25 protein-coding genes and 2 pseudogenes are annotated in these 24,962 nt (G+C 49.4%); 11 read left to right on the top strand and 16 right to left on the bottom strand.

Annotated features, from left to right (window positions below; all coding sequences use genetic code 11):
• The first annotated feature begins 217 nt into the window (after positions 1-217).
• Entirely contained in the window at positions 218-949 is a 732-nt protein-coding gene (gene artJ / locus PS053_RS22420) for an arginine ABC transporter substrate-binding protein ArtJ (RefSeq protein ID WP_002462427.1), read from the top strand.
• Positions 950-1,090: 141 nt separating this feature from the next.
• Here the strand turns inward: artJ and rlmC are convergent, their stop codons facing one another.
• The 10 genes and pseudogenes from rlmC to PS053_RS22370 form a co-directional block, all read right to left on the bottom strand.
• Positions 1,091-2,242 (bottom strand): 23S rRNA (uracil(747)-C(5))-methyltransferase RlmC, encoded by a 1,152-nt coding sequence (gene rlmC, locus PS053_RS22415; protein WP_256879285.1) that lies wholly within the window; start codon positions 2,240-2,242, stop codon positions 1,091-1,093.
• Between the two features lie 40 nt (positions 2,243-2,282).
• Positions 2,283-2,771, bottom strand: a complete 489-nt coding sequence (locus tag PS053_RS22410; RefSeq protein ID WP_000389264.1) for a YbjO family protein — start codon at positions 2,769-2,771, stop codon at positions 2,283-2,285.
• 59 nt (positions 2,772-2,830) lie between these two features.
• Positions 2,831-3,676 (bottom strand): putrescine ABC transporter permease PotI, encoded by an 846-nt coding sequence (potI, locus tag PS053_RS22405; protein ID WP_001061658.1) that lies wholly within the window; start codon positions 3,674-3,676, stop codon positions 2,831-2,833.
• Positions 3,673-4,626 (bottom strand): putrescine ABC transporter permease PotH, encoded by a 954-nt coding sequence (potH, locus tag PS053_RS22400; RefSeq protein WP_025237300.1) that lies wholly within the window; start codon positions 4,624-4,626, stop codon positions 3,673-3,675. Before potH ends, potI begins: the two co-directional genes overlap by 4 nt.
• Before the next feature lie 9 nt (positions 4,627-4,635).
• Entirely contained in the window at positions 4,636-5,769 is a 1,134-nt protein-coding gene (gene potG, locus PS053_RS22395) for a putrescine ABC transporter ATP-binding subunit PotG (protein ID WP_059215684.1), read from the bottom strand.
• Positions 5,770-5,863: 94 nt separating this feature from the next.
• Entirely contained in the window at positions 5,864-6,976 is a 1,113-nt protein-coding gene (gene potF, locus PS053_RS22390) for a spermidine/putrescine ABC transporter substrate-binding protein PotF (protein WP_059235217.1), read from the bottom strand.
• 350 nt (positions 6,977-7,326) lie between these two features.
• The gene (locus tag PS053_RS22385; RefSeq protein WP_002430164.1) at positions 7,327-7,803 is read right to left on the bottom strand and encodes a type III secretion system chaperone family protein; all 477 of its coding nucleotides are present in this window, start codon (positions 7,801-7,803) and stop codon (positions 7,327-7,329) included.
• Positions 7,804-7,890: 87 nt separating this feature from the next.
• Positions 7,891-8,793, bottom strand: a pseudogene (rimK, locus tag PS053_RS22380) (30S ribosomal protein S6--L-glutamate ligase).
• Between the two features lie 59 nt (positions 8,794-8,852).
• The gene (gene nfsA, locus PS053_RS22375; RefSeq protein WP_054411042.1) at positions 8,853-9,575 is read right to left on the bottom strand and encodes a nitroreductase NfsA; all 723 of its coding nucleotides are present in this window, start codon (positions 9,573-9,575) and stop codon (positions 8,853-8,855) included.
• Complete coding sequence (locus PS053_RS22370) at positions 9,559-9,846, bottom strand: YbjC family protein (RefSeq protein ID WP_054411044.1); 288 nt, start codon at positions 9,844-9,846, stop codon at positions 9,559-9,561. Before PS053_RS22370 ends, nfsA begins: the two co-directional genes overlap by 17 nt.
• A gap of 175 nt (positions 9,847-10,021) precedes the next feature.
• Between PS053_RS22370 and grxA the strand changes: the two genes are divergently transcribed.
• Complete coding sequence (grxA, locus tag PS053_RS22365; RefSeq protein ID WP_001195235.1) at positions 10,022-10,279, top strand: glutaredoxin 1; 258 nt, start codon at positions 10,022-10,024, stop codon at positions 10,277-10,279.
• A gap of 31 nt (positions 10,280-10,310) precedes the next feature.
• Here grxA and PS053_RS22360 read toward each other — a convergent pair whose 3' ends face one another.
• Positions 10,311-10,688 carry an inner membrane protein YbjM gene (locus PS053_RS22360; protein WP_000681105.1) on the bottom strand — a complete coding sequence of 126 codons (378 nt, stop codon included), beginning with the start codon at positions 10,686-10,688 and terminating at the stop codon, positions 10,311-10,313.
• 268 nt (positions 10,689-10,956) lie between these two features.
• Here PS053_RS22360 and PS053_RS22355 point away from each other — a divergent pair, with 268 nt between their 5' ends.
• Complete coding sequence (locus PS053_RS22355) at positions 10,957-12,642, top strand: aspartate:alanine antiporter (protein WP_001024864.1); 1,686 nt, start codon at positions 10,957-10,959, stop codon at positions 12,640-12,642.
• A gap of 135 nt (positions 12,643-12,777) precedes the next feature.
• On the opposite strand, the gene PS053_RS22350 is transcribed toward PS053_RS22355, so the two are convergent.
• Positions 12,778-13,353, bottom strand: coding sequence for a TetR/AcrR family transcriptional regulator (locus PS053_RS22350; protein ID WP_256879286.1), 576 nt, complete (start codon positions 13,351-13,353; stop codon positions 12,778-12,780).
• An 82-nt stretch (positions 13,354-13,435) separates the two neighbouring features.
• Between PS053_RS22350 and PS053_RS22345 the strand changes: the two are divergent.
• The 3 genes and pseudogenes from PS053_RS22345 to ybjH all read left to right on the top strand — a co-directional run bounded on the left by PS053_RS22345 (position 13,436) and on the right by ybjH (position 15,830).
• Positions 13,436-14,646, top strand: a pseudogene (locus PS053_RS22345) (MFS transporter).
• Positions 14,646-15,461 (top strand): Cof-type HAD-IIB family hydrolase, encoded by an 816-nt coding sequence (locus tag PS053_RS22340; protein ID WP_002430166.1) that lies wholly within the window; start codon positions 14,646-14,648, stop codon positions 15,459-15,461. Before PS053_RS22345 ends, PS053_RS22340 begins: the two are co-directional and overlap by 1 nt.
• 84 nt (positions 15,462-15,545) lie before the next feature.
• The gene (gene ybjH / locus PS053_RS22335; RefSeq protein WP_000605490.1) at positions 15,546-15,830 is read left to right on the top strand and encodes a protein YbjH; all 285 of its coding nucleotides are present in this window, start codon (positions 15,546-15,548) and stop codon (positions 15,828-15,830) included.
• A 39-nt stretch (positions 15,831-15,869) separates the two neighbouring features.
• Here ybjH and mdfA read toward each other — a convergent pair whose 3' ends face one another.
• Entirely contained in the window at positions 15,870-17,102 is a 1,233-nt protein-coding gene (mdfA, locus tag PS053_RS22330) for a multidrug efflux MFS transporter MdfA (protein WP_256879287.1), read from the bottom strand.
• Positions 17,103-17,386: 284 nt separating this feature from the next.
• Here mdfA and ybjG point away from each other — a divergent pair, with 284 nt between their 5' ends.
• Both ybjG and deoR read left to right on the top strand, forming a co-directional pair.
• Entirely contained in the window at positions 17,387-17,983 is a 597-nt protein-coding gene (gene ybjG / locus PS053_RS22325) for an undecaprenyl-diphosphate phosphatase (protein WP_000892318.1), read from the top strand.
• 57 nt (positions 17,984-18,040) lie between these two features.
• A complete protein-coding gene (deoR, locus tag PS053_RS22320; RefSeq protein ID WP_025237306.1) occupies positions 18,041-18,802 on the top strand; it encodes a DNA-binding transcriptional repressor DeoR in 762 nt (253 codons plus the stop codon).
• A gap of 44 nt (positions 18,803-18,846) precedes the next feature.
• On the opposite strand, the gene dacC is transcribed toward deoR, so the two are convergent.
• Positions 18,847-20,049 (bottom strand): serine-type D-Ala-D-Ala carboxypeptidase, encoded by a 1,203-nt coding sequence (gene dacC, locus PS053_RS22315; RefSeq protein WP_024164614.1) that lies wholly within the window; start codon positions 20,047-20,049, stop codon positions 18,847-18,849.
• 245 nt (positions 20,050-20,294) lie between these two features.
• On the opposite strand from dacC, the gene gstB reads away from it, so the two are divergent.
• Positions 20,295-20,921: a glutathione S-transferase GstB gene (gene gstB, locus PS053_RS22310; protein ID WP_000631895.1), complete on the top strand. Its 627-nt coding sequence runs from the start codon at positions 20,295-20,297 to the stop codon at positions 20,919-20,921.
• A gap of 34 nt (positions 20,922-20,955) precedes the next feature.
• On the opposite strand, the gene bssR is transcribed toward gstB, so the two are convergent.
• Positions 20,956-21,339 (bottom strand): biofilm formation regulator BssR, encoded by a 384-nt coding sequence (gene bssR, locus PS053_RS22305; protein WP_000497133.1) that lies wholly within the window; start codon positions 21,337-21,339, stop codon positions 20,956-20,958.
• A 211-nt stretch (positions 21,340-21,550) separates the two neighbouring features.
• On the opposite strand from bssR, the gene rimO reads away from it, so the two are divergent.
• Together rimO and PS053_RS22295 are read left to right on the top strand one after the other, a co-directional pair.
• Positions 21,551-22,876 (top strand): 30S ribosomal protein S12 methylthiotransferase RimO, encoded by a 1,326-nt coding sequence (gene rimO / locus PS053_RS22300; RefSeq protein WP_000049365.1) that lies wholly within the window; start codon positions 21,551-21,553, stop codon positions 22,874-22,876.
• A gap of 57 nt (positions 22,877-22,933) precedes the next feature.
• A complete protein-coding gene (locus PS053_RS22295; protein WP_000343802.1) occupies positions 22,934-23,647 on the top strand; it encodes a HEAT repeat domain-containing protein in 714 nt (237 codons plus the stop codon).
• Here PS053_RS22295 and PS053_RS22290 read toward each other — a convergent pair.
• Complete coding sequence (locus PS053_RS22290; protein WP_000086887.1) at positions 23,634-24,962, bottom strand: GGDEF domain-containing protein; 1,329 nt, start codon at positions 24,960-24,962, stop codon at positions 23,634-23,636. The genes PS053_RS22295 and PS053_RS22290 overlap by 14 nt on opposite strands.

The raw sequence follows: 24,962 nt of genomic DNA, 5'->3' as shown, positions 1-24,962 counted from the left end.
TAAGACGCGCCAGCGTCGCATCAGACACCCACACAGAATCCACATACTGCATAAATCATTATAATGAAGACGGGCAACACGCTAAGTTGTCCGTCTTTTTTTATAACAGATAAATTATTTAATCACATTTATTGCATATAAATTCATTTGGTGGCATTGTAAATCCATGCCGCAGACACGGCTAAAAATCATAAGATTGACAGACGGGAGTTCCATCATGAAAAAGTTAGTTCTTGCTGCATTACTGGCATCCTGTGCGTTCGGCGCTTCTGCCGCGGAAAAAATCAACTTTGGCGTATCAGCGACCTATCCTCCGTTCGAGTCGATGGACGCCAATAACCAGATTGTTGGTTTTGATATCGATCTGGCAAAAGCGTTATGCAAACAGATGCAGGCAGAATGTACTTTTACCAATCACGCTTTCGACAGCCTGATCCCGTCACTGAAATTCAGGAAATATGACGCGGTTATTTCCGGTATGGATATCACGCCTGAGCGTAGCAAGCAGGTATCGTTTACCACGCCCTACTACGAAAACTCAGCGGTCGTCATAGCCAAAAAAGATGCCTACAAAACGTTCGCAGATCTGAAAGGCAAACGTATTGGGATGGAAAACGGTACGACGCACCAGAAATATATTCAGGATCAACACCCGGAAGTGAAAACAGTCTCCTATGACAGTTATCAAAATGCTTTTATCGATCTGAAAAATGGTCGTATTGATGGCGTATTTGGCGACACAGCGGTGGTAAATGAGTGGCTGAAAACAAACCCGCAACTGGGTGTTGCTACCGAAAAAGTGACCGATCCGCAATACTTCGGCACCGGTCTGGGCATCGCTGTTCGCCCGGATAACAAAGCCCTGCTGGAGAAACTGAATAACGCACTGGCAGCCGTTAAAGCGGACGGTACGTATCAGAAAATCAGCGACCAGTGGTTCCCGCAGTAATTGAGACTGATGATAAAAGTAAGATTGCCTGATGCGCTACGCTTCTCAGGACCACATTGACTCTACAATATATTGATTTAGCACGATTTTGTAGGCCGGATAAGGCGCACGCCGCATCCGGCATGAACAACGCGCACCTGGTCAGCAATCTGAAGCCGCGGCTTCAGATTGCTTCACCAATAGCGCCAACACTTCATAATGCGCGGTATGTGGGAACATATCGAAAAGCTGCACTCTTTCAATATGATACCCCGGCAACTCGCGGATATCTTTGGTCATCGTTTGGGCGTTACAGCTGGAGTAGATGATAAAACGCGGTGCCATCGTTGAGAGATAATCACACAGCGGTTTACCAATGCCGCGACGCGGTGGATTAACCAGCACCAGCTCCGGTACCTCCCCCTGAGCGGTAGCAAATTGAGTGGAATCCAGCGCCTGAAATTGCAAACGCGTTAAGCCCAGTTCAGCGGCTGACTGCTTCGCACAGGCAATGGCTTCTGGCGCAATTTCAATCCCGGTTAACTGCATGTCAGGCGTCGCGCAGTGTAAACCAAAGCCCCCCACGCCACAGAACAGATCCCACATATGTTTAACTGGCAGTTGCCTTACCCAGTCGCGCGCGGTGGCATAAAGCCGGCTGGCGACCGCCGGATTGGTCTGGAAGAAACTTTGCGGACGGATCCACAGCGGCACATCGTTAAAACGCTCCGCCAGCGCCTGTTGCTCAGTCAGGTAAATCTCCGTCTCCCCTTCCATAATCGCCATATGCACTGGCTGGATATTGACGGTAATGACCTTAAGCTGAGGTAGTTGGCCCTGTAACCACGGCAACGCATTACGCAATTGCGTCAGTTTGGTTTCGGAACGCAGTACAAAACGCAGCATCATACCGCCATCGTTCTGGCTTTCAGTCAGCAGGATGTATTTCAGTTCGCCACGCTTGCGCGCCACGTTATACGGGGTTAGCCCCGCACGGGCAATAAACGGTTTTAGCGCCGCAAAAACGGGCGCAAATGAGGGCGGATAAAGCGGGCAGTCGCAAAGATCTTCCGGCGTGCCGTCGCGATGCAGCATACCGAGCAGTGGTTTTTCAACGCTACCACTCACCACCATTTTGGCTTTATTACGAAACCCTTGTTCCGGGCCGCAGACTGGCACGCACCATTCCGCAACCGGGAAATCGGTAAGTAAGTTTTTAAGATCGGCGGTTTTAGCGGAAAGTTGTTCTGGAATCGACCGGGTTATCCACTGACAGGAACGACAGCGACCCGCGTCGTAAAGTGCGCACTGCATACATTGACCTTCACATCATCAGGGGCGACGATTATACACATTATTGCAACTGGAAGAACCGCCGACTGGTGGCGGGCACGAATAGCAGCATCAAGATGAGCATATCCGGCAACTTCTGCAACATCAGGCTGTGGAAGATTTCGCGTTTTGATTCACCGGGAATGCTAAACAGCTCTGGATACCCATAACCGAGCGAGGCTGCCCACAAATAACTGGCCGCAGTGATTTGTGTCAGCAGATAAAGCCAACGTGCCCAGCGACGGCCTTTCACCAGCGAGAACGCGCACCAGATCTCTATAAATACCAGCGCCAGACTGCTTAAAAAGACCAGCGTCAGGCTCCAGGTTTGCACACTACGATGGATAAACTCACCAATACCACGCACGCCCAGCGTATTGAAAATCATCAGCACGTCAAGGCCGCGGATCATAATAATGGCAAGCGCCGCCACCTGTACCATCGCGGGTACATTCAGACGGGCATGTGATGAAGATGTTTTCTTAAAAAATCCCAACGTTTCGTCTTCCATGAAAACAATGCCGCAACCTGCGCGGCACAATATAGCCAGGTTGGCAAATTTTAGTGTCTTCAGCCACGTCTTGCACGCTGGATATCGCGTATCCGCTGCTTTTCTGCACGTGCCATTAAATACCAGGCGATAAATCCAACAATGCCAACCGCACCGAGGATCAACGTCGCCAGAGCGTTAATTTCTGGATTCACTCCCATCCGTACGCTAGAGAAAACCAGCATCGGCAATGTGGTGGCTCCGGGGCCGGAGACAAAACTGGCAATGACGAGATCATCAAGCGACAGAGTAAAAGCCAGTAACCAGCCAGAAATGATCGCTGGCATGATCATCGGTAGCGTAATAACGAAAAACACTTTCAGCGGCGTCGCGCCGAGATCCATCGCGGCTTCTTCAATAGAGCGATCCAGCTCTCGCAGTCGCGAAGAAATAACCACCGCCACATAAGCCGTACAAAAGGTGACATGCGCCAGCCAGATGGTCAACATGCCGCGATCCGCTGGCCAGCCGATAGCATGCGCAAGCGCGACAAACAATAACAACAGCGACAAGCCCGTGATCACATCCGGCATCACCAGCGGTGCGGTTATCATAAAGGCAAAGCCATTTGAGCCGCGAAACCGCCCAAAACGTACCAGCACGACCGCCGCAATAGTCCCGAGGATCGCCGCCGCCGTCGCCGCACAGGCAGCGATTGTCAGACTTAAACCAACCGCGCTCATCATCGCGTCATCACGCAATAACTCGCCGTACCAGCGCGTTGACCAGCCTGCCCACACCGTCACCAGCTTCGAGCTGTTAAACGAATAGATAACCAACATCAGCATTGGCGCATAAAGAAAGGTGAAGCCCAGTAGCAAAATCACAATCCGCCAGGGTGAACGAACAACCGGTAAATTATTCATCCGTGTTCTCCCACGCTTTTTTGCTGATGCTTGTGGAACCACATTATCGGTACGATCAACAGCAACAACATGATGATCGCCACCGCCGAAGCCACTGGCCAGTCACGGTTATTGAAGAATTCCTGCCACAGCACGCGACCAATCATGATGCTGTCCGGGCCGCCAAGCAGTTCCGGGATCACAAACTCGCCGACCGCCGGGATAAAGACCAGCATCGATCCGGCAATAATCCCGCCTTTGGTCAGTGGCACAATCACGGTAAAGAACGTTTTCAGCGGCCGTGCACCGAGATCCAGTGCGGCTTCCACCAGCGAATAATCAATACGAATCAACGCAGTGTAAATCGGCAGCACCATAAACGGCACGTAGGCGTAAACAATGCCAATATAAACCGCAAAGTTGGTATGCAGAATGGTCAGCGGTTGATCGATAACCCCCAGCCACAGCAGAAAATTATTCAGCACACCGTTATTTTTTAATATCCCCATCCAGGCGTAGACACGAATCAGAAACGAGGTCCACGACGGCAGGATCACCAGCAGCAATAGGATATTGCGGGTCGAGGGCTTACTGTGCGCCACCGCCCACGCCAGCGGATAGCCGATCAGTAAACAGCAAATAGTCGAAATCGCCGCCACCTGTAACGACTGAAGATAAGCATCTAAATAGAGCGGATCGTCGGTCAGTTGCAGGAAATTACCGAGATTAAGAGTGATGGAAAGTTGCCCGTCAGCCCACTCCATCAGTTCGGTATACGGGGGAATAGCGCGCGCCATTTCCGCCAGGCTTATTTTAAAGACGATCAGAAATGGCAGCAGAAACAGCAGGATTAGCCAGATATAGGGCAGCGCAATCACCAGTTTACGCCCGTGCTTCATTTGCAACCGCGATAACCAAAGCTTAAATTCGCCTGGCGATTTGGGCTGGGCAGCAGGTTCAAGTGTACTCATCTTTGCTCCTTACACCGTCAGCACCACACAACTGTCCACTTCCCAGCACAAGCGCACTTCATCGCCCCAGGTTGGTAAACCTTTGCGATAACGATGGGCGTTTTGTAGCTGGGCGCTAATCATCTGTCCGCTCTTCAGACGAACGTGATACACCGAAAGATCGCCAAGATAGGCAATGTGCACCACCTCCCCCACCGCAAAGTTACAACCATCGGCAGGAGATTCCTCACAGAGCATGATTTTTTCCGGGCGCACCGCCACATGTACCGGTACGTTATCTACCACGGATGCTTCAGGATCCACTTTCAACGGATGTACCAGTCCCGGAGAATAGAGCAACAACCCCTCTTCCTGGCGTTCTTTTAGCAGCCCTTCAAAAACATTAACTGAACCAATAAACTCAGCGCTGTAGCGGGTAGTCGGATGCTCATAAATTTCTTCCGGCTCGCCAATCTGGACAAATTTTCCACGATTCATGATGGCGATACGCCCCGCCATGGTCATCGCCTCTTCCTGATCGTGGGTGACCATTACGCAGGTCACACCGACGCGCTCCAGAATATCCACCACTTCAAGCTGCATCCGGTCACGCAGTTTCTTATCCAGCGCGCCCATCGGTTCGTCAAGCAGTAATAACTTCGGGCGTTTGGCGAGGCTTCGGGCCAGCGCCACACGCTGACGTTGACCGCCGGAAAGCTGATGTGGTTTGCGTTTAGCGAACTCCTGCATATGCACCAGCCCGAGCATCTCATTGACCCGACTGGCAATTTCCGCTTTTGGCAGTTTGTCCTGCTTCAAACCAAAGGCGATGTTCTGCTCCACAGTCATATGCGGAAACAACGCGTAGGACTGAAACATCATATTGATAGGCCGCAGATAAGGCGGCACCTGTGACAAATCGACACCATCAAGCATGATTTGTCCGATAGAGGGTTGTTCGAAACCTGCCAGCATCCGTAGCAACGTAGACTTACCACAACCGGACGCACCCAGCAGTGCAAAGATTTCGCCTTTATAAATGGTCAGGCTGACATCATCGACTGCATGTTGCCCCTCATAAGATTTGGTCAGATTACGGATTTCTAATAGCGGTGTCAGCGCCTTACGGTTTTTCGCCTGCGGGCGAGAGATAACGTCATTCACGGCTGCTCTCCGGCATTTAATGTGTGCAAGCGCACCATGATGGTGCGAATTGCCGGCAGGAGCTTTGTTCCCGTCCGGCTTCTGATTCAGCAGATTATTTTCCGCTCTTCACTTTGGTCCAGGCGCGGGTGCGCACACGGTCGATTTTGGGGTCCTGTACTTTCAGAGTGAACAACTTCGCGCGGACATCCGCCGGAGGATAAATTCCTGGGTTATCACGCACTTCCGCACTCACCAGCGGCGTTGCTTCTTTGTTAGCATTGGCATAGAACACATGGTCGGAGATATGCGCAATCACATCCGGGCGTAGCAGATAATTCAGGAACTGATAAGCCTCATCTTTATTTTTGGCATCCGCAGGCATGGCAAAGACATCAAAGAATGCCATCGCTCCTTCTTTAGGAATCGAGAAGGAAACATTCACGCCGTTCTTCGCTTCTTTCGCACGGTTAGACGCCTGCCAGACATCGCCCGCCCAGCCAATAGCAACGCAGATATCGCCATTCGCCAGGTCATTGATATACTGAGAAGAGTGGAAATAACGAATGTTCGGGCGCAGCTTTAACAGCAGATCGGTAGCCGGGCCGGTGTAATCATCCGCTTTAGTACTGTTCGGATCTTTGCCGAGATAATTCAGCACGGTGGCAAAAACTTCTTCCGGCGCATCGAGGAAAGAGACGCCGCAGCTTTTCAGTTTTTCCAGATTTTCTGGTTTCAGGATTAAATCCCAGCTATCAACGGGAGCATTTTTGCCCAGCACTGCTTTGACTTTATCAACGTTGTAGCCAATTCCAGTGGTTGCCCACATATACGGCATGGCAAATTTATTGTCGGGATCGTGTTTTGCCACCAGCTTCAGCAGCTCTGGATCGAGATTCTTCCATTCTGGCAGTTTGCTTTTATCCAGCGGCTGGAACACACCCGCGGTCAACTGGCGTTCAAGAAAGCTGGCTGACGGAACAACAAGATCAAATCCCGTGCTCCCCGCCATTAATTTACCTTCCAGCACTTCGTTGGAATCAAAAACATCATAGACGACTTTGATACCGGTCTCTTTTTCAAAATTAGCCACCGTATCCGGGGCGATATAATCAGACCAGTTATAGATGTGAAGTGTTTTTTGTTCAGCCGCGAGCGTGCCGACAGAGACAGCCATCAGAGCGCCTGCAACCAGACCCGATAGCCATTTTTTATTTAAGGCAGCCATATCTCTTTCCTTCTGAAAGTTCGTTAACAAACGAACAAAAATTGTCACACTGAAAGATATGCAATAAACGTGCATATTCTTTATCGGCACGGTGTAAGAAAAGAGAACTCTCTCCCGGCCAGCATTGCTCGCTATATAAAAGCCTCGCAAGAATAACTTTAGCCAGGGTTTGAAACTATAGCTGTAATTAAAAAACGGCATTTAGCAAATTTTTATTCGCATTTGATCTATGCGATAAAACAAATTCGCCACCATACAAGTGAAATAATCTTTAATGAAAGGTTAAATTCAGCAGGAAATATTACGACACGCAGCCACTGCAACAGCGACTGCGAGATCAAAAGGAGTTATCAGTGAAGGAAATAGTTTTCAGCCGCGTTGTTTTGCCCTTCATCCTCGGCTGGCAGTAGCAGTTGATGGGCATTGGCTTCGAGGATAACCATCGAAATCTGCTCTTCGCTCTGGCGCACGAACCATGCAAACTGTTCATAGGTCACACCCTGCATAACAGATAAAGACTGGCAAACCACCAGTTTTGGCAGATTATCATCCTGCATATCAAGAAATGCTTTCACGGTCAGCGAACTGGCATTGATAGCCGATAAATCTGCCGCCAGCGGCAACACGGCAGATGGTCTGACTTCGGCCATAGCAGAAAACAGGATCGTGTTATCAATCAGATCGATTTTGGCATCAAAGACACCGTCGAAATTCTGCATATGCGGCAAATGCAGCGCCTGACAGTTATCACATTCAAAAAAACTCATCCCCAGGTCATCGAGCCATTGACGCAACGTATCCAGACCAGGAACGACCAGCGATGTCATAATTTTGTACAACCTCTTCCGATAAAAAGACCGGCACAGCTTACGCAAAAAGCGCAGGCAAAACCATGATCAACAACGATATTGCGATTAACCGCCCGTTTTAAGGCTAAATTCTGTCGTCGCGTGAAGTTCAATCCAGCGGATCATTTTACCCGCGATGTCGATACCGGTCGTTTTTTCTATGCCTTCCAGACCTGGCGACGCATTCACTTACATCACTAACGGTCCACGATTAGCACGCAAAATATCTACCCCCGCAACATCCAGCGCCATCGTCCGCGCGGCTTTAATAGCAATTTCGCGCTCCTGCGGCGTGATATTGGCAATACTTGCTGAACCACCGCGATGCAAATTGGAACGAAAGTCGCCCTCTTTCGCTCGCCGTTCAATTGCCGCAACCACTTCATCGCCGACAACCAAACAACGAATATCACACCCTTGCGCCTCTTTTATATATTCCTGTACCAGAATATGAGCGTTCAGCCCGCGAAATGCGTCAATCACGCTTTCCGCCGCCTGCCGCGTCTCCGCCAGCACCACTCCAATTCCCTGTGTGCCTTCGACCAGTTTGACCACCAGCGGCGCGCCGCCGACCATCTCGATCAAATCGCTGGTATCGTCCGGCGAATGTGCAATGCCCGTGACGGGCAAGTCAATGCCCTGACGCGCCAGTAACTGCATTGAGCGCAATTTGTCACGCGCGCGAGCAATGGCGACGGATTCATTCAGCGGATAACTGCCCAGCATCTCGAACTGGCGCAGCGCTGCCGTACCATAAAAGGTAATGGCGGTACCAATACGCGGGATCACTGCATCAAAATGAGGAAGCTTGCGCCCTTTATAATGAATCGAAGACGCAGCAGGATTAATGTTCATGTAACAAGAAAGCGGATCGAGAATTTCAACCAGGTGACCGCGCTGTATCGCAGCTTCACGCAGCCGCTTACACGAATAGAGCGTTCCATCCCGGGACAATATGGCAATTTTCACCCTGTACCTCTCTGTCAACCTGGCCAAAAGCCGGCGTATCATACACCGGCATTACCGATTTAGCGCGTCGCCCAACCTTGTTTATGTAAATAATCAAGAATAAAAGGACGGCTCTCTTTAATAATCGTCCGGCGAATATGGTCGCTCCAGGTGTCCCGACGATTGTTGCTGCCGCGAGTGAGGTAGTATTCCGCTAATTGCTCGTCATATTGCGCCAGCGCGTCTTTATCCAGCGGTTGATAGCTGTTTTCGTGCACCAGAATAGAGGCAGGTAAACGCGGCTTAAGATCTGGATTATCCGCCGGCCAGCCAAGACACAGACCAAACAGAGGCAGAACATGCTTTGGCAATTTCAGCAGTTCCGTCACCGCTTCAATGTTATTGCGCAGGCCGCCAATATATACTCCGCCCAATCCCAACGATTCCGCCGCGGTTAACGCATTTTGCGCCATCATCGCCGTATCAACCACACCGAGAAGCAGTTGTTCAGCCAGACCAAGCTGGGCATCCGGGCAAATCTGTAAATGACGGTTAAAGTCGGCACAGAAAACCCAGAACTCTGCAGCTTGCGCAACGTGTTTTTGCCCACCGGTTAGCGGCACCAGGGCTTCACGCAGTGCGGGATCGGTAATGCGAATAATGCTGCTGCACTGCAAAAAACTAGAGCTGGACGTCGCCCGGGCGCTGTTAATAATCGCCTCCCGCTGCGCAGCAGAAACTGGTTCATCAGTGAAATGGCGAATGGAGCGATGACCGCAAATAAGTTCAATGGTTGACGTCATTATCTTTTTCTCTTTCTGAACGTGAAGATTCCGGTGGATGGTTCATCAATTGTGGGGCAAGTCGTTTTGCCACCTGAAGAATAACCACCGCGGCAGCGGGAAGCATGAGTAAAACACCGAGAAAAATCATCAGAATTTGCGCTTCTGGCGTAGCAAACGGTGCCGGAAACGTAAGGTAGTGGCTTACCGATAACAGCACCGCCGCCAGCAGCATCATTCCGATAAATTCCAGTATCAACACGCTTTTAGGCAATTTACCCATCGCGCGCATAAGCTTCCCTCTACAAAGTGAATAGCCAGTTTAAAACCTTTCGTTACGTTGTGCTTAACAGTTATAGCTTTAATCAATCATAGTTTTAGCCAATCAATGCAACAGCCTAAACCTACTTTTAGCGAATAAGCTTTAGCGTGATCATGACAAATGTAGACCTGTGAGGAGAGAAACAATGCAAACCGTTATTTTTGGGCGCCCGGGATGTCCTTACTGCGTGCGAGCGAAAGATCTGGCAGAGCAGTTGAGCAACGAACGTGATGATTTTCAGTATCAGTATGTTGATATTCGTGCTGAAGGGATCACTAAAGAAGATTTGCAGCAGAAAGCCGGGAAGCCTGTAGAAACCGTGCCGCAGATTTTTGTTGATCAGCAACACATTGGCGGCTATACCGATTTTGCCGCATGGGTGAAAGAGAATCTTGACGCCTGATCGCCGGATAAGCCCTCTCTGTTTGAGGGCTTTATTGATTTTTTCTGTGATGTGGCTTGAACAGATTGCTGATAAATAAGAAGCACAACGCTCCCAGCGCACACCAGAAGACTGCACTTAATAACCACGCCAGCTCCTGCCAAAATGAGCGGGTGGGAGAAAAAAACAGTCGCATAATTAACATCGAGCACGGTGCTGCCAGCATTGCGCCAAACAGCGGTTTAAGAACTTCTCTACGCTGTGAAAAAAAGCTGGCAACCGCTCCAGGAAGAATGAAAAACAGCAGACCGATTTCAGGGTGCCCGGCAGCCCGAAAAGCGCCTTTCATATGCGTCGCCAGAAAGAGGCACACCACAATGAAAAGGACAAAACAGCAGATTGCCCCCGCCCAACGTTGTTTATGTTTCACTCGTTCCTCCTGACACTGCGTCTATCGAACACATTTTTCGCCAGTGTGGCGTTCAGTAAGATAAAGCCGCTTCGCATTCCATGCTAATATAGGCCAACGCAATTCTTATAGCCGCTGGTACCTAATGTGATTACACTAGTAAAATATATTGTTGCTTTACTATCGTTTAGGTGCGCTGAATGAATCTGCGCCCTGAGTTCTGGTAAAAACATTATCGTAAATTACCATTTCTTTCAACAGCTTACTCGTAAACAAGAAGTTAGTCTCCGTGAATATAAACGTCGCCGAATTGTTAAATGGGAATTACATTCTGTTATTATTTGTGGTCCTCGCGCTTGGGCTGTGTCTCGGGAAATTACGACTTGGCTCAATCCAACTGGGTAATTCCATTGGCGTTTTGGTCGTATCGCTGTTATTAGGCCAACAACATTTCAGCATTAACACCGACGCACTGAATCTTGGTTTTATGCTGTTTATTTTCTGCGTCGGGGTCGAAGCCGGACCCAACTTTTTTTCCATTTTTTTTCGCGATGGGAAAAATTATCTAATGTTAGCCCTGGTAATGGTCGGCAGTGCGCTGCTGATCGCCTTAGGGCTGGGTAAGCTGTTTGGCTGGGACATCGGCCTGACAGCCGGGATGTTAGCTGGCTCCATGACTTCAACACCCGTTCTGGTTGGTGCCGGCGATACGTTACGCCATTCTGGTATGGAAAGCAGGCAGCTCTCTCTGGCACTGGATAATCTTAGCCTCGGGTATGCGTTAACCTATTTAATTGGTCTGGTCAGTCTGATTGTCGGCGCGCGTTATTTGCCGAAGTTGCAGCATCAGGACTTGCAGACCAGTGCTCAACAGATCGCCCGTGAACGAGGTCTGGACACCGACGCCAGCCGTAAAGTCTATTTACCTGTCATCCGCGCCTACCGCGTCGGCCCGGAACTGGTTGCATGGACCGACGGCAAAAATCTACGAGAACTGGGCATCTATCGGCAAACGGGTTGCTATATCGAGCGTATCCGCCGTAATGGGATTCTGGCGAACCCGGATGGCGATGCCGTGCTGCAAATGGGGGATGAAATTGCGTTGGTCGGTTACCCTGACGCCCACGCCCGACTCGATCCCAGCTTCCGTAACGGTAAAGAAGTTTTTGATCGTGACCTTCTCGATATGCGTATCGTCACTGAAGAGGTAGTAGTTAAAAACCATAACGCCGTTGGTAAACGTCTGGCGCAATTGAAATTGACCGATCACGGTTGCTTCCTTAACCGCGTCATCCGCAGCCAGATAGAGATGCCAATCGATGACAACGTGGTGCTTAATAAAGGTGACGTGTTGCAAGTCAGTGGTGATGCCCGTCGCGTGAAAACCATCGCCGATCGCATTGGCTTTATCTCAATTCACAGCCAGGTTACCGATTTGCTGGCATTCTGCGCATTCTTTGTCATTGGTCTGATGATTGGGATGATCACTTTCCAGTTCAGTACATTTAGCTTTGGCATGGGTAATGCTGCCGGATTGTTATTTGCCGGTATTATGCTGGGCTTTATGCGCGCCAACCATCCTACCTTCGGCTATATTCCGCAGGGTGCCTTAAGCATGGTGAAAGAGTTCGGTTTGATGGTGTTTATGGCAGGCGTTGGTTTAAGCGCCGGTAGCGGCATCAATAACGGCCTTGGTGCAATTGGCGGTCAAATGCTAATTGCCGGATTGATTGTCAGTCTGGTGCCAGTGGTTATCTGCTTCCTGTTCGGTGCTTACGTACTGCGTATGAACCGCGCGCTGTTATTCGGCGCAATGATGGGAGCACGTACTTGCGCTCCGGCAATGGAGATTATCAGCGATACTGCGCGCAGTAATATCCCGGCGCTGGGCTATGCAGGTACCTATGCAATAGCTAACGTGCTACTGACGCTGGCGGGGACAATCATTGTAATGGTGTGGCCAGGACTCGGATAAACCTGAAGTTGCCCTGAGAATGAAATTTTTTTGCACAAGCGCAGAACTTTTCTTCGGGGCATCAGTCTTAATTAGTGCCACTGCTTTTCTTTGATGTCCCCATTTTGTGGAGCCCATCAACCCCGCCATTTAGGTTCAAGGTTGATGGGTTTTTTGTTGCCTGAAATTTGTCTCCAGTCCCGCGACCCGCGCCACCATCTTCAAAATCTCCTCGCGCGATAGCGGCTTACAGTCAGTAACAAAATGCAGCGTCATCCCCTCAATAAACGCATCAAGCGCCCGGGCTGTTTCTGGTTCAAACCATTGTTCGAGGGTTTGCTGACTACGTTGCATCCAGTTTTGCATGACCGTTTTTAATTGCGGTTTCCGACTGGCCAGAGCGTAGAGTTGATACATCAGCTCCATATTATCCGGGGTTGCCACCTGCGAGCTGTAGATCATCTCTGTTATGGCCTGGCAAGCGCTGGAAGCATCACTAACATCATCAAAAAAAGTCTGATATTGCAGGGACATGGTCTGCGTAAAACGACTGAATGCTTCCAGCAAAAGTTCGTCGATTCCCGAAAAATAGTAAGTCATCGACCCTAACGGAACCTGAGCCAGAACGGCAATTTTGCGATGCGTAACAGCATGTATACCGTACAGTTTTACGGCTTCAAGAGTAGCCTGGATGATTTTCTCTCGCCGTTGGGGATCGTTAGCGCGACGCATGTCATTTCCTCTCTTTGCAATTGTGTACAAATGTACACAACCTTGTTAATGTTGTCTTCCCTTCTCTTTTTTGACGTGAGCTATGACAGCAAATTCTTCACGCAAAGCACTAAAACGCCGTATGTGGGCGCTGTTTATGTTCTTCTTTTTACCCGGACTATTAATGGCTTCCTGGGCAACCCGTACACCCGCAATTCGAGATATTCTTTCTGTATCTATCGCTGAGATGGGTGGTGTCCTCTTTGGCCTGTCGATCGGTTCGATGAGCGGCATTCTCTGCTCGGCGTGGTTAGTGAAACGTTTTGGAACACGTAACGTCATCCTGGTGTCACGATGTCCTGCGCTCTGCTCGGGATGATGATATTAAGTCTGGCGCTCTGGTTGATATCGCCCGTACTCTTTGCCGTTGGTCTTGGCGTCTTTGGGGCCAGTTTTGGTTCCGCAGAAGTGGCGATAAACGTTGAAGGCGCCACCGTTGAGCGCGAAATGAATAAAACAGTTTTGCCAATGATGCATGGCTTTTATAGCCTGGGCACGCTGGCAGGCGCTGGTGTAGGGATGGCGCTGACGGCCTTCGGTGTTCCGGCAACAATTCACATTTTGCTGGCGGCGGTGGTTGGCATCACGCCTATTTATATCGCTATTCAGGCAATACCCGATGGTACGGGAAAAAATGCTGCCGATGGCGCACAACATGGTGAAAAAGGCGTGCCTTTTTATCGCGACATTCAGTTGTTATTGATTGGTGTCGTAGTGCTGGCAATGGCCTTTGCCGAAGGTTCCGCCAACGACTGGCTACCATTACTCATGGTCGATGGTCACGGCTTTAGCCCTACTTCCGGCTCACTGATTTACGCCGGTTTCACACTAGGGATGACCGTAGGACGCTTTACCGGTGGTTGGTTTATTGACCGCTACAGTCGCGTTGCCGTTGTGCGCGCCAGTGCATTGATGGGAGCGTTGGGGATCGGGCTGATTATTTTTGTCGATAGCGCATGGGTGGCCGGGGTTTCCGTTGTTCTCTGGGGACTGGGTGCGTCGCTGGGCTTCCCTCTGACTATTTCGGCCGCCAGCGATACCGGCCCCGATGCGCCAACCCGTGTCAGCGTGGTGGCAACGACCGGTTATCTGGCGTTCCTCGTCGGGCCGCCGCTGCTGGGCTATCTCGGCGAACATTATGGATTACGTAGCGCAATGCTGGTTGTGCTGGCGCTGGTCATACTCGCGGCAATCATTGCCAGGGCTGTCGCCAAACCCGATATAAAAACGCAAACTGCGATGGAGAATAGTTGATGGGCATTAAATTAATTGCAGTAGACATGGACGGTACTTTCTTAAGCGATCAAAAAAGCTATAACCGTGAGCGGTTTATGGCTCAGTATCAGCAGATGAAAGCACAAGGTATCCGCTTTGTGGTCGCCAGTGGTAATCAATATTATCAGCTAATTTCTTTCTTTCCCGACATTGCTGATGAAATTGCTTTTGTGGCAGAAAATGGCGGTTGGGTAGTGAGCGAAGGCAAAGATGTTTTTAATGGCGAGCTGTCTAAGGAGGCATTTACCACTATTGTTAAACATTTGCTGACGCGCCCGGAGGTTGAAATCATCGCCTGTGGTAAAAATAGCGCCTATACCCTGAAAAAGTATAACGACGAAATGAAAGCCGTAGCAGAGATGTATTATCACCGACTGGAATACGTCGATAACTTTGACAATCTGGAAGATATCTTCTTTAAATTTGGCCTGAATCTCTCCGACGAACTAATTCCACAAGTACAAAAAGAATTACATGATTCGATTGGCGATATTATGGTGCCGGTACATACCGGCAACGGTAGTATCGATCTGATTATTCCTGGCGTACATAAAGCCAATGGCCTGCGTCAACTCCAAAAGCTCTGGGGAATTGACGACAGCGAAGTGGTGGTCTTTGGCGATGGCGGCAACGATATAGAGATGTTGCGCCAGGCCGGCTATAGCTTTGCAATGGAAAATGCCGGCAGTGCCGTAGTTGCAGCGGCAAAATACCGCGCAGGGTCTAATAACCACGAAGGCGTACTGGACGTGATCGATAAAGTTCTTAAACACGAAGCGCCATTTAATCAATAAAACGGCAGCACGCCCGGCAACACAATGCCAGAATGAAGGTCGCATAATTCGCAGAAATTAACCCTCTGGATTATTTCAGGCGAAATGATTATGAAGAATTGTCTACTGTTGGGCGTATTTCTTTTGAGCTTTACTGGTGCAGCAATGGCGCAAAGTGTCACCGTCGATGTGCCAGGCGGATACAAAGTGGTCGTGGTTCCTGACTCCGTTAATGTGCCGCAAGCCGTCAGCGTCACCACCGTGCCGCAAACAGTATATGTGGCCCCTACGCCAGCTCCGGCTTACCGTCCACATCCATATGTTCGCCACCTCGCCAGCGTAGGCGAAGGGATGGTTATCGAACATCAGATCGACGACCATCACCATTAATGCGTAAATGCCTGAGTACTCTGCGCACTCAGGCATTTTTTATCCTTCGCGTGAATTTCCGATCCGTTTATCTTTCAAAAAGATAACCATCAACAATAGCCACAAAATCCCGTTGGCAAGATTAAAGAGATTAAACAGACCGTTGCCACCGTTCAGATACGCGTGCTTACTGATCTCAATGCCCACGGTGAAAATCAGCATTTGCAACATGCCCATTGCCGCCGAGACGGTGCCTTTACTCATTTCGCTGGCAAACAACGTTAAACGCACTAATCCCGCATTCGCCAGGCCAATACCGAAAGCATAAATACTTAGCCCTGCCGTCATCCATAAATATGCATGCGATGAGATGACCGTTGCCGCAGCAGCGACAACCAGACCAATCAGAATCGGCCAGCCTCCCATGATGATCAATGAACGAACGGTGCGGCGTGAAGTCAGACGCGCCAGCAGCAAATTACCCGCAATTAACGCGCTAAAAATAGGCACTTGCAGCAAACCATATTCATAACTGCTCAGTTGTTCGCCGGTGATGATGATAATCGGTGACTGGGCGATCCACGCCAGCAACGGCAGGCTGACAAATCCCAGCGCCAAAGCCCCGGCAACAAAACGACCGTTCTTCAGCACCAGCTTGTAGTCACGGCCAAGATCTTTCAGCGACAGTTTCTCACCAATACGCGTCGCCGTTTCCGGCATAGCACGTTGCAGACCGAAGAAAGAGATCGCCGCCAGCACCGCAAACAGGACAAACATCCCTTCCCAGGGCAACATATGGATCCACGCTGCTCCCACCAACGGGCCGAGTAGCGGAGCAATTAGCGCCACATTCGCCATTAGCGCGGTTATTTTGATGCAAACCGCCTCTTCAAAAGATTCCTGAATCGCGGCATAACCCACAGCGCCAATAAAACAGAGGCTAATGCCCTGCAAGAATCGCAGTACCGTAAATTGTTCAATATTTTGCGCCAGTAATATCGCCAGACAGGAGACAATAAACCACGCCACGCCCGCCAGCATTACCGGACGGCGACCAATACGATCCGATAACGGCCCTAACAGCCACTGTAAAAACATCCCACCAGCCAGATAGGCGGTCATCGACGTCGGAACCCAATCAATACCCGCCCGATACTGTTCCACCACGGCCAGCATACCGGGTTGAATCATATCGTTGCCGATATAGGTTGAGAATTCGTAAAGCACCAGACAGAGAGGGAAAAGTAACGCCTGACGCCCAAGTCTGGCACCGGAAGCTAATCTATTTTGCATGCAATTTCTTCGCCAATAATAATCGCGCAAAGTTTAATAAAAGCGCGGCTACCGAGAAAGCAAATTTTGAACCTGAAACTCCAGTTAAGCACATTCTTACATTATTCCTGATATAGCCACTCTTTCTTTAAGCTTTATTTAATTTCTTCGCGTTACCATCACCTGCTGCAAGCCAGTCTGTTTGAGAGAAATAAGACAATGCCGCTTTACCCTGTTTAACGCGCGCTTTATTCTCGTCGGTTAGCTGATGGCTCCCCATTAATCACTTTTTAAGTCTGGATGTTATGTTAGAAAATTTGAATCTTTCTCTATTCTCTCTTATTAACGCGACGCCAGACTCGGCCCCGTGGATGATCTCGTTGGCGATTTTTATCGCTAAAGATTTGATTACCGTGGTGCCGCTACTGGCTGTGGTACTTTGGCTGTGGGGACTTACGGCTCAACGACAACTGGTGATAAAAATCGCCATCGCGCTGGCAGTCAGCCTGTTTGTTTCCTGGACAATGGGTCACCTGTTTCCCCACGACCGTCCATTTGCCGAGAATATCGGCTATAACTTCTTACATCATGCGGCGGATGACTCTTTCCCCAGCGATCACGGTACGGTGATTTTCACCTTCGCGCTGGCGTTTCTATGCTGGCATCGCCTGTGGTCTGGCGCAGTCTTGATGGTTCTGGCGATAATTATTGCCTGGTCGCGAATTTATCTTGGCGTACACTGGCCTCTGGACATGCTCGGTGGTTTGCTGGCAGGTATGATTGGCTGCCTTAGCGCCCAGATTATCTGGCAGGCGGCGGGGTTAACACTCTACCAGCATCTGCAATCGTGGTATCGTTTCTGCTTTGCTTTACCAATCCGCAAAGGCTGGGTGCGTGACTGATTTATAGTAAAAAGTGTAGTATTACGCGGCTCGCTTTAATAACTATTCAGAGGGATTATGGAAACACGTCGCGAAGAGCGTATCGGGCACTTGCTCCAGGAATTAAAACGCAGCGATAAGTTACACCTTAAGGACGCCGCCGCCCTGCTCGGGGTTTCGGAAATGACAATTCGTCGTGACTTGAATAACCACAGCGCGCCTGTCGTTTTACTCGGTGGTTATATCGTTCTGGAACCGCGCAGCGCCAGCCATTATCTGTTAAGCGATCAAAAATCTCGCCTGGTGGAAGAAAAACGTCGGGCGGCAAAACTGGCTGCAACGCTGGTAGAGCCCGATCAGACTCTCTTTTTTGATTGTGGAACCACCACGCCATGGATTATTGAAGCAATAGATGATGAAACGCCATTCACGGCGATTTGTTACTCACTCAATACCTTTCTGGCTCTGAAAGAGAAACCTCATTGCCGGGCGTTTCTTTGCGGCGGAGAATTCCACGCCAGCAACGCTATCTTCAAACCGATCGATTTTCAGCTAACCCTGAATAATTTCTGCCCGGATATCGCTTTTTATTCCGCTGCCGGAGTGCATATCAGTAAAGGGGCAACCTGTTTTAACCTGGAAGAGTTGCCGGTAAAACACTGGGCGATGTCGATGGCGCAAAAGCATGTCCTGGTTGTCGATCACAGTAAATTTGGCAAAGTTCGTCCGGCACGCATGGGGGACCTGAAGCGCTTTGATATCGTCGTTAGCGATTGCTGCCCGGAAGATGAATATGTGAAGTACGCGCAAGCACAGCGTATGAAGTTGATGTACTCATAATACATGACCGGATGACGTTAACGCGTCATCCGGTTACCTGAAGATTAAGAGAACCAGCTGCCGAACCATTGATGAAATTTCATCATCACAAAGTCCCATATCCGACCAAAGAATCCGCCCTCTTCCACATTTTCCATCACGATCAGCGGACGTTGCTCAATGGATTTGCCGTTAAGCTGGAAATCAATGGTCCCGACAACCTGACCTTTTTTCAGCGGCGCTGTGAGCTGTGGTTCCGTTAGCGTGTAACTGGCTTTTAAATTTTTCAGTTGTCCGCGCGGAATCGTCACGGATCCCCCTTCGCCAGCACCGAGATTCACTTCGCTCTTATCACCAAACCAGACACGCTGGGTTACAAAAGTGGCATCAGGTTTAATCGGCGTCACGGTTTCAAAGAAGCGAAAGCCCCAGGTCAGCAATTTCTCGGACTCATTAAAACGGATACGGTCAGTTTTCGCCCCCAGCACCACCGAGATAAGACGCATATCACCCTGGGTAGCCGAAGCGACCAGATTATAGCCAGCGCCAGCCGTAGTACCGGTCTTCATACCATCAACATTGAGATTGCTGCTCCACAACAGGCGGTTACGGTTAGGCTGACGAATTTTGTTGAAAGTGAACTCTTTTTCTTTATGAATGGCGTATTCTTCCGGCACATCGTGGATCAACGCTTTACCCAGCAATGCCATATCGCGCGCGGTGCTGAATTGTCCCGGCGCATCCAGCCCGTGCACCGTCTGGAAAGTGGTGTTTGTCAGCCCCAGTTTTTTCGCATAACCATTCATCAATCCAATAAATGATTCCTGGCTGCCCGCGACATAGTCAGCCAGCGCAATACAAGCATCGTTACCGGACTGGATGATTACGCCTTTATTCAAATCAGCAACAGAAACCTGATCGCCTGGCTTGAGGAACATCACCGACGAGCCGCGAAGCGCCGGATTTCCTGTCGCCCAGGCATCTTTGCCGATCGTCACCATATCGGTGAGTTTAATCTTATCGGCTTTCAGTGCCTGTCCAACCACATAACTGGTCATGATTTTAGTCAGGCTCGCGGGATCCAGCTTCTCATCCGCATTGCCTTCCGCCAGCACTTTACCGCTGGCGTAATCCATTAAAATCCATGCACGCGCATCCACGCTCGGCGCTTCAACGGTCTGCTCCGCCGCGAATGCCGTTGGGGCAAAAAGGAATAAAAGTGCAGAACCCGCTGCAAGACCACGAAGGAAAGAGGAGTATTGCGTCATAAATGCCACCCGAGTATCCATTCAAAAAAAATACGTTATATCGCCGTATGATAAGTCCGGTGATTAATAACGCACACACAAACTTAAAGAAACCGTAAGTTGGTAAAGTTTTTAAAGTTTATGCAATATCCTGCCGCTTCGCTGCTTCTGCCGTCATTTTTTTGCCAGCTGTTGCTTAAAAGTTAACTTTACTTCACCATCAAAGTCCTGCTCAGCCTGTGGCTGCCTGTATAAAAGGGGGGACTATGATTACGCTGTGGGGTAGGAATAACTCGACTAACGTGAAAAAGGTATTGTTAACACTCGAAGAACTGGAACTGCCTTATGAACAAATTCTGGCCGGTCGTGAGTTTGGGGTTAACCACGATGCCGATTTTCTGGCAATGAATCCCAACGGACTGGTGCCGCTGTTGCGTGATGACGAAAGTGATTTAATTCTTTGGGAATCAAACGCGATTGTCCGTTACCTTGCGGCACAGTACGGGCAAAAACGTTTGTGGATCGACTCACCGGCTCGTCGCGCAGAAGCCGAAAAGTGGATGGACTGGGCAAACCAGACGCTCAGCAATGCCCATCGCGGGATCCTGATGGGATTAGTCAGAACGCCACCTGAAAAGCGTGATCAAGCCGCCATCGATGCCAGTTACAAAGAGTGCGATGCATTGTTTGCTCTTCTTGATGCAGAACTGGCAAAAGTGAAATGGTTCTCTGGCGATGAATTTGGGGTAGGTGATATTGCCATTGCGCCGTTTATCTACAATTTGCTCAACGTTGGACTGACCTGGACACCGCGTCCAAATCTGGAACGCTGGTATCAGCAACTCACCGAGCGCCCTGCGGTGCGTAAAGTCGTAATGATCCCCGTTAGCTAAATTAAAGGGGGAGACGCCCTCTCCCCCTTAGCTTTCAGGCCTGCTCAAGCATCGCATGCTTCTGTAGGCTCTGGATACTCAGCGTTAAGCTCATCAGACAATTTTCAAGCTTATCGGCGTTGACGGTAATAAAAGTCGGGCAGTCATGGTGCCCACTCATCAAACATACTGCGGCTGTCGCTAATGCTTCTTCAGCATGATGAAGAGCATTCCACTCTTCCTGATCCAGGTGTAGATTCAACCGCAGCGATTTATCGTGCAGTTCGCGATTCAGTTTAAAAAAGTTATCTCGCAGATGATTGCTTTCGCTGACGGACATGTATCCCTTGGCCTTCCTCAGATGCACATATGCGGCGAGGTCAACTCTTGCGTCGATTAGCCGGTTAAGCAGATCGATCCGCTGTCTGTCAACGAACATACTTCGTTCCTCCTCTTGTAGCTATGGTGCAATTTAATAGTATGGTCATTTTTTGTACTAAATGCTGCTCGGGATCAATTATTCACCTCTCATTAACAACATTTACATTTTCTTCGCGTCCTCCAGCACATGAGATTACGATACAAATTTTATCCAGAACTCTGTAGAATCCCTGCCCTGACTATTCCCATAACTGAATATTTTTTAAGCTATGAGCAAAGTAACTCCCCAGCCGAAAATCGGCTTTGTTTCCCTTGGCTGCCCGAAAAACCTCGTCGATTCAGAGCGCATTCTGACCGAACTGCGTACTGAAGGTTACGATGTAGTACCGAGCTATGACGACGCGGATATGGTGATCGTCAACACTTGCGGCTTTATTGACAGTGCGGTGCAAGAATCACTGGAAGCCATTGGCGAAGCGTTGAATGAAAACGGCAAAGTGATTGTGACCGGTTGTCTGGGGGCAAAAGAAGATCAGATCCGTGAAGTCCACCCGAAAGTGCTGGAAATCACCGGACCTCATAGCTACGAACAGGTTCTGGAGCACGTTCATCACTACGTCCCCAAACCGAAACACAACCCATTCCTTAGTCTTGTACCGGAACAAGGCGTTAAGTTGACGCCGCGCCATTACGCCTATCTGAAGATTTCCGAAGGCTGTAATCACCGCTGTACGTTCTGCATTATCCCGTCAATGCGCGGCGATCTGGTAAGTCGCCCAATTGGCGAAGTATTAAGCGAAGCCAAACGTCTGGTCGATGCTGGCGTAAAAGAGATTCTGGTTATCTCCCAGGATACCTCCGCGTATGGCGTAGATGTCAAACACCGTACTGGATTCCACAACGGCGAACCCGTAAAAACCAGCATGGTCAGTCTGTGTGAACAGTTATCGAAACTGGGGATCTGGACGCGTCTTCACTACGTTTATCCTTACCCGCATGTGGATGACGTTATCCCGCTGATGGCCGAAGGCAAAATCCTGCCATATCTGGATATTCCATTGCAGCATGCCAGCCCGCGTATTCTCAAACTGATGAAGCGTCCGGGTTCAGTAGATCGCCAGTTGGCTCGCATCAAACAATGGCGTGAAATCTGCCCGGAGCTGACTCTGCGTTCAACCTTTATCGTCGGTTTCCCGGGCGAAACGGAAGAAGATTTCCAGATGCTGCTCGACTTCCTGAAAGAAGCCCGTCTGGATCGCGTTGGCTGCTTTAAATACAGCCCGGTTGAAGGTGCTGATGCCAATGCACTGCCGGATCAGGTACCGGAAGAGGTTAAAGAGGAACGCTGGAACCGTTTCATGCAGTTGCAACAGCAGATTTCCGCCGAACGCCTGCAAGAGAAAGTCGGCCGTGAAATTCTGGTTATCATCGACGAAGTGGACGAAGAAGGCGCGATTGGCCGCAGCATGGCAGACGCGCCAGAAATCGATGGCGCAGTCTATCTCAACGGCGAAACCCACGTTAAGCCAGGCGACATCCTGCGTGTGAAAGTCGAACATGCCGACGAGTATGATTTGTGGGGAAGTCGGGTTTAAGATGTCGTTATGCCGCCTGCCGGGTGCCGGCGGCACTACCACTAACAGGGATGAAAAATGGACGAAAAATATCGCCGTCGTAAGGAAAATCAGGAATCTGCAGCATTTGAATTTTGCCGAAAGCTGGATAAAGACGGTTTATATCATCATTTGTACGCGAACAATCCCAAAATTCGTTACGCGGCAGCTGGATGGCTAATGTTTGGCAGCAGCGAAAACACTCCACTTTATGATGATACGCTCGCCGTCGCCTACCGGATGCTCCGGGAAGCAAATTTCAAGGCTCGGGACACTGCCTGCCACTTGCTTGGCCAGTTGAAAACCACAGAAAGCGAAATTCCGCTGATAATGCAGCAGCTTGATGACGTAGCAGCAAACGATCCTACAGCTACCGTGCGGGCTAGCGCCATCACGGCTCTTGGGCATCGATGCATCGGGCTTACAGAATACTGGCCTCTTTTAGCGAACCGTTGTCACTTCGCATTTAATTCGCCTTATGTTGGCATCCGCTTCTCCGTCTCTTTTGCCATTGGTTGTCTGCGCGATGATTCGTTATTGCCGCCGCTCATCGCGCTACTTCACGATACCGATGATGATGTTCGCGACTGGGCGGCATTCGCTATTAATCAGCAAGGTTATGATTCTGCAGAGCTCCGGGCCATTCTGACAATCATGCTAAACGATCGCCATGAAGGCGTGCGTACAGAAGCAGAAATCTGGTTTGAAGAACATGAGGAGCGGCCTTTCCTTCAAAACACTACTGCCAGCTAATCTGCGCCCTGCCGTTTTTCTTACTTTTATACAGCCGCTCATCCGCCAGCATTTTTAAGCGTTCGACGCTCGTACACTCATTTGTGTGCGCGATGCCGATACTGGTACTTAAATTAATACTCCCCACCTGGAAATGGACGATTTCTTTTAAAATCGATAGTAACTCTTCCAGAGTGCCTCCAGTATAAATCACCGCGAATTCGTCGCCGCCAAAGCGATAGACTTTACCTTTATCCAGCGGAATCTGCGCTTTGAGGATCCTCACCACTTTTATCAACACCTCATCGCCCAGCAAATGACCGAAGGTATCGTTAATGTTTTTGAATTTATCGACGTCAAACAGGCACAAATAACCGCCTTTTTCCGGCAGAGTTTTTAAATCTTCGTCAAAAGATTTTCTGCCCATTGCCTTGGTCAGATCATCCAGAAATGCCGAGTTATACATACTGTAGAGTTTTTTGACATCCGCAGCCGAGAAAAAAAAACCACCATCTAATACCCGGTCAAAATGGTTATTAATAATAGCCTCTTTCTCAACAATGCCACGGTTGATCACTCTACGTACCAGATAGAGGCAACTGGTACCCGAAATAATCGCCACCAGAGCAGCAAAGAAAATTATCAGCGCGCAGACCTGAAAATAAATATCTTTCTTATAAGCAAAAACGTACAAACCGGTCGGTAAATAAGAGAAATGCTCCATCGCTTCCGAAACAGTGAAAATGGCGTTTTTGGCATTATATTCATCACCGACAACCGGCTGACCATTCTTAAACAGAGAGAACATCAGGTTCTCACTATCCATGGCCAGTGATTTTGACAATAAAGAAAATCGTTCCAGCCCGAGCAAGAATATTAGACTACGGTTGTGGTTAACCGGATAGAGATAATAGACGAAAGTTTTACCGTCAAAAGAGATAAACCCCGTATTTTTAACATGTCTATACTTAACAACCTGCATGATATTTGAGCAATAATTCTTCTCATACTCCTTGATCTGAATACACTCATCACTGGAAATCAGATAAGGGCCAACATCATATAAATAAGAGGGTGAAATCGAGTCAGCATAGGCTGTACGCAACCCCATCAACAGTTGTTCTTCTGTAGGGCTTAATGTGTTGATGAGATCAATTGCCACACTGCGTCGATATTCCGCAATATTCGCCACCGCAAAAGCAGTATCAATAACGGACTGTTTCAGGCCATACACTCGTTCTTTTACCATTTGAGTGTAGATCCCGCAGGCAACTGCTGAAATCATAATAAAAATCAGCAGACTGACTGTAAGTACGAATTTATTGATTCTGGACAT

The organism is Escherichia albertii (genome assembly GCF_028622335.1).
In the GTDB taxonomy this organism is placed as follows: Bacteria; Pseudomonadota; Gammaproteobacteria; order Enterobacterales; family Enterobacteriaceae; genus Escherichia; species Escherichia albertii.
The sequence above is the reverse complement of the archived record's forward strand: the minus strand, read 5'-3'. Positions and strand labels throughout refer to the sequence as shown.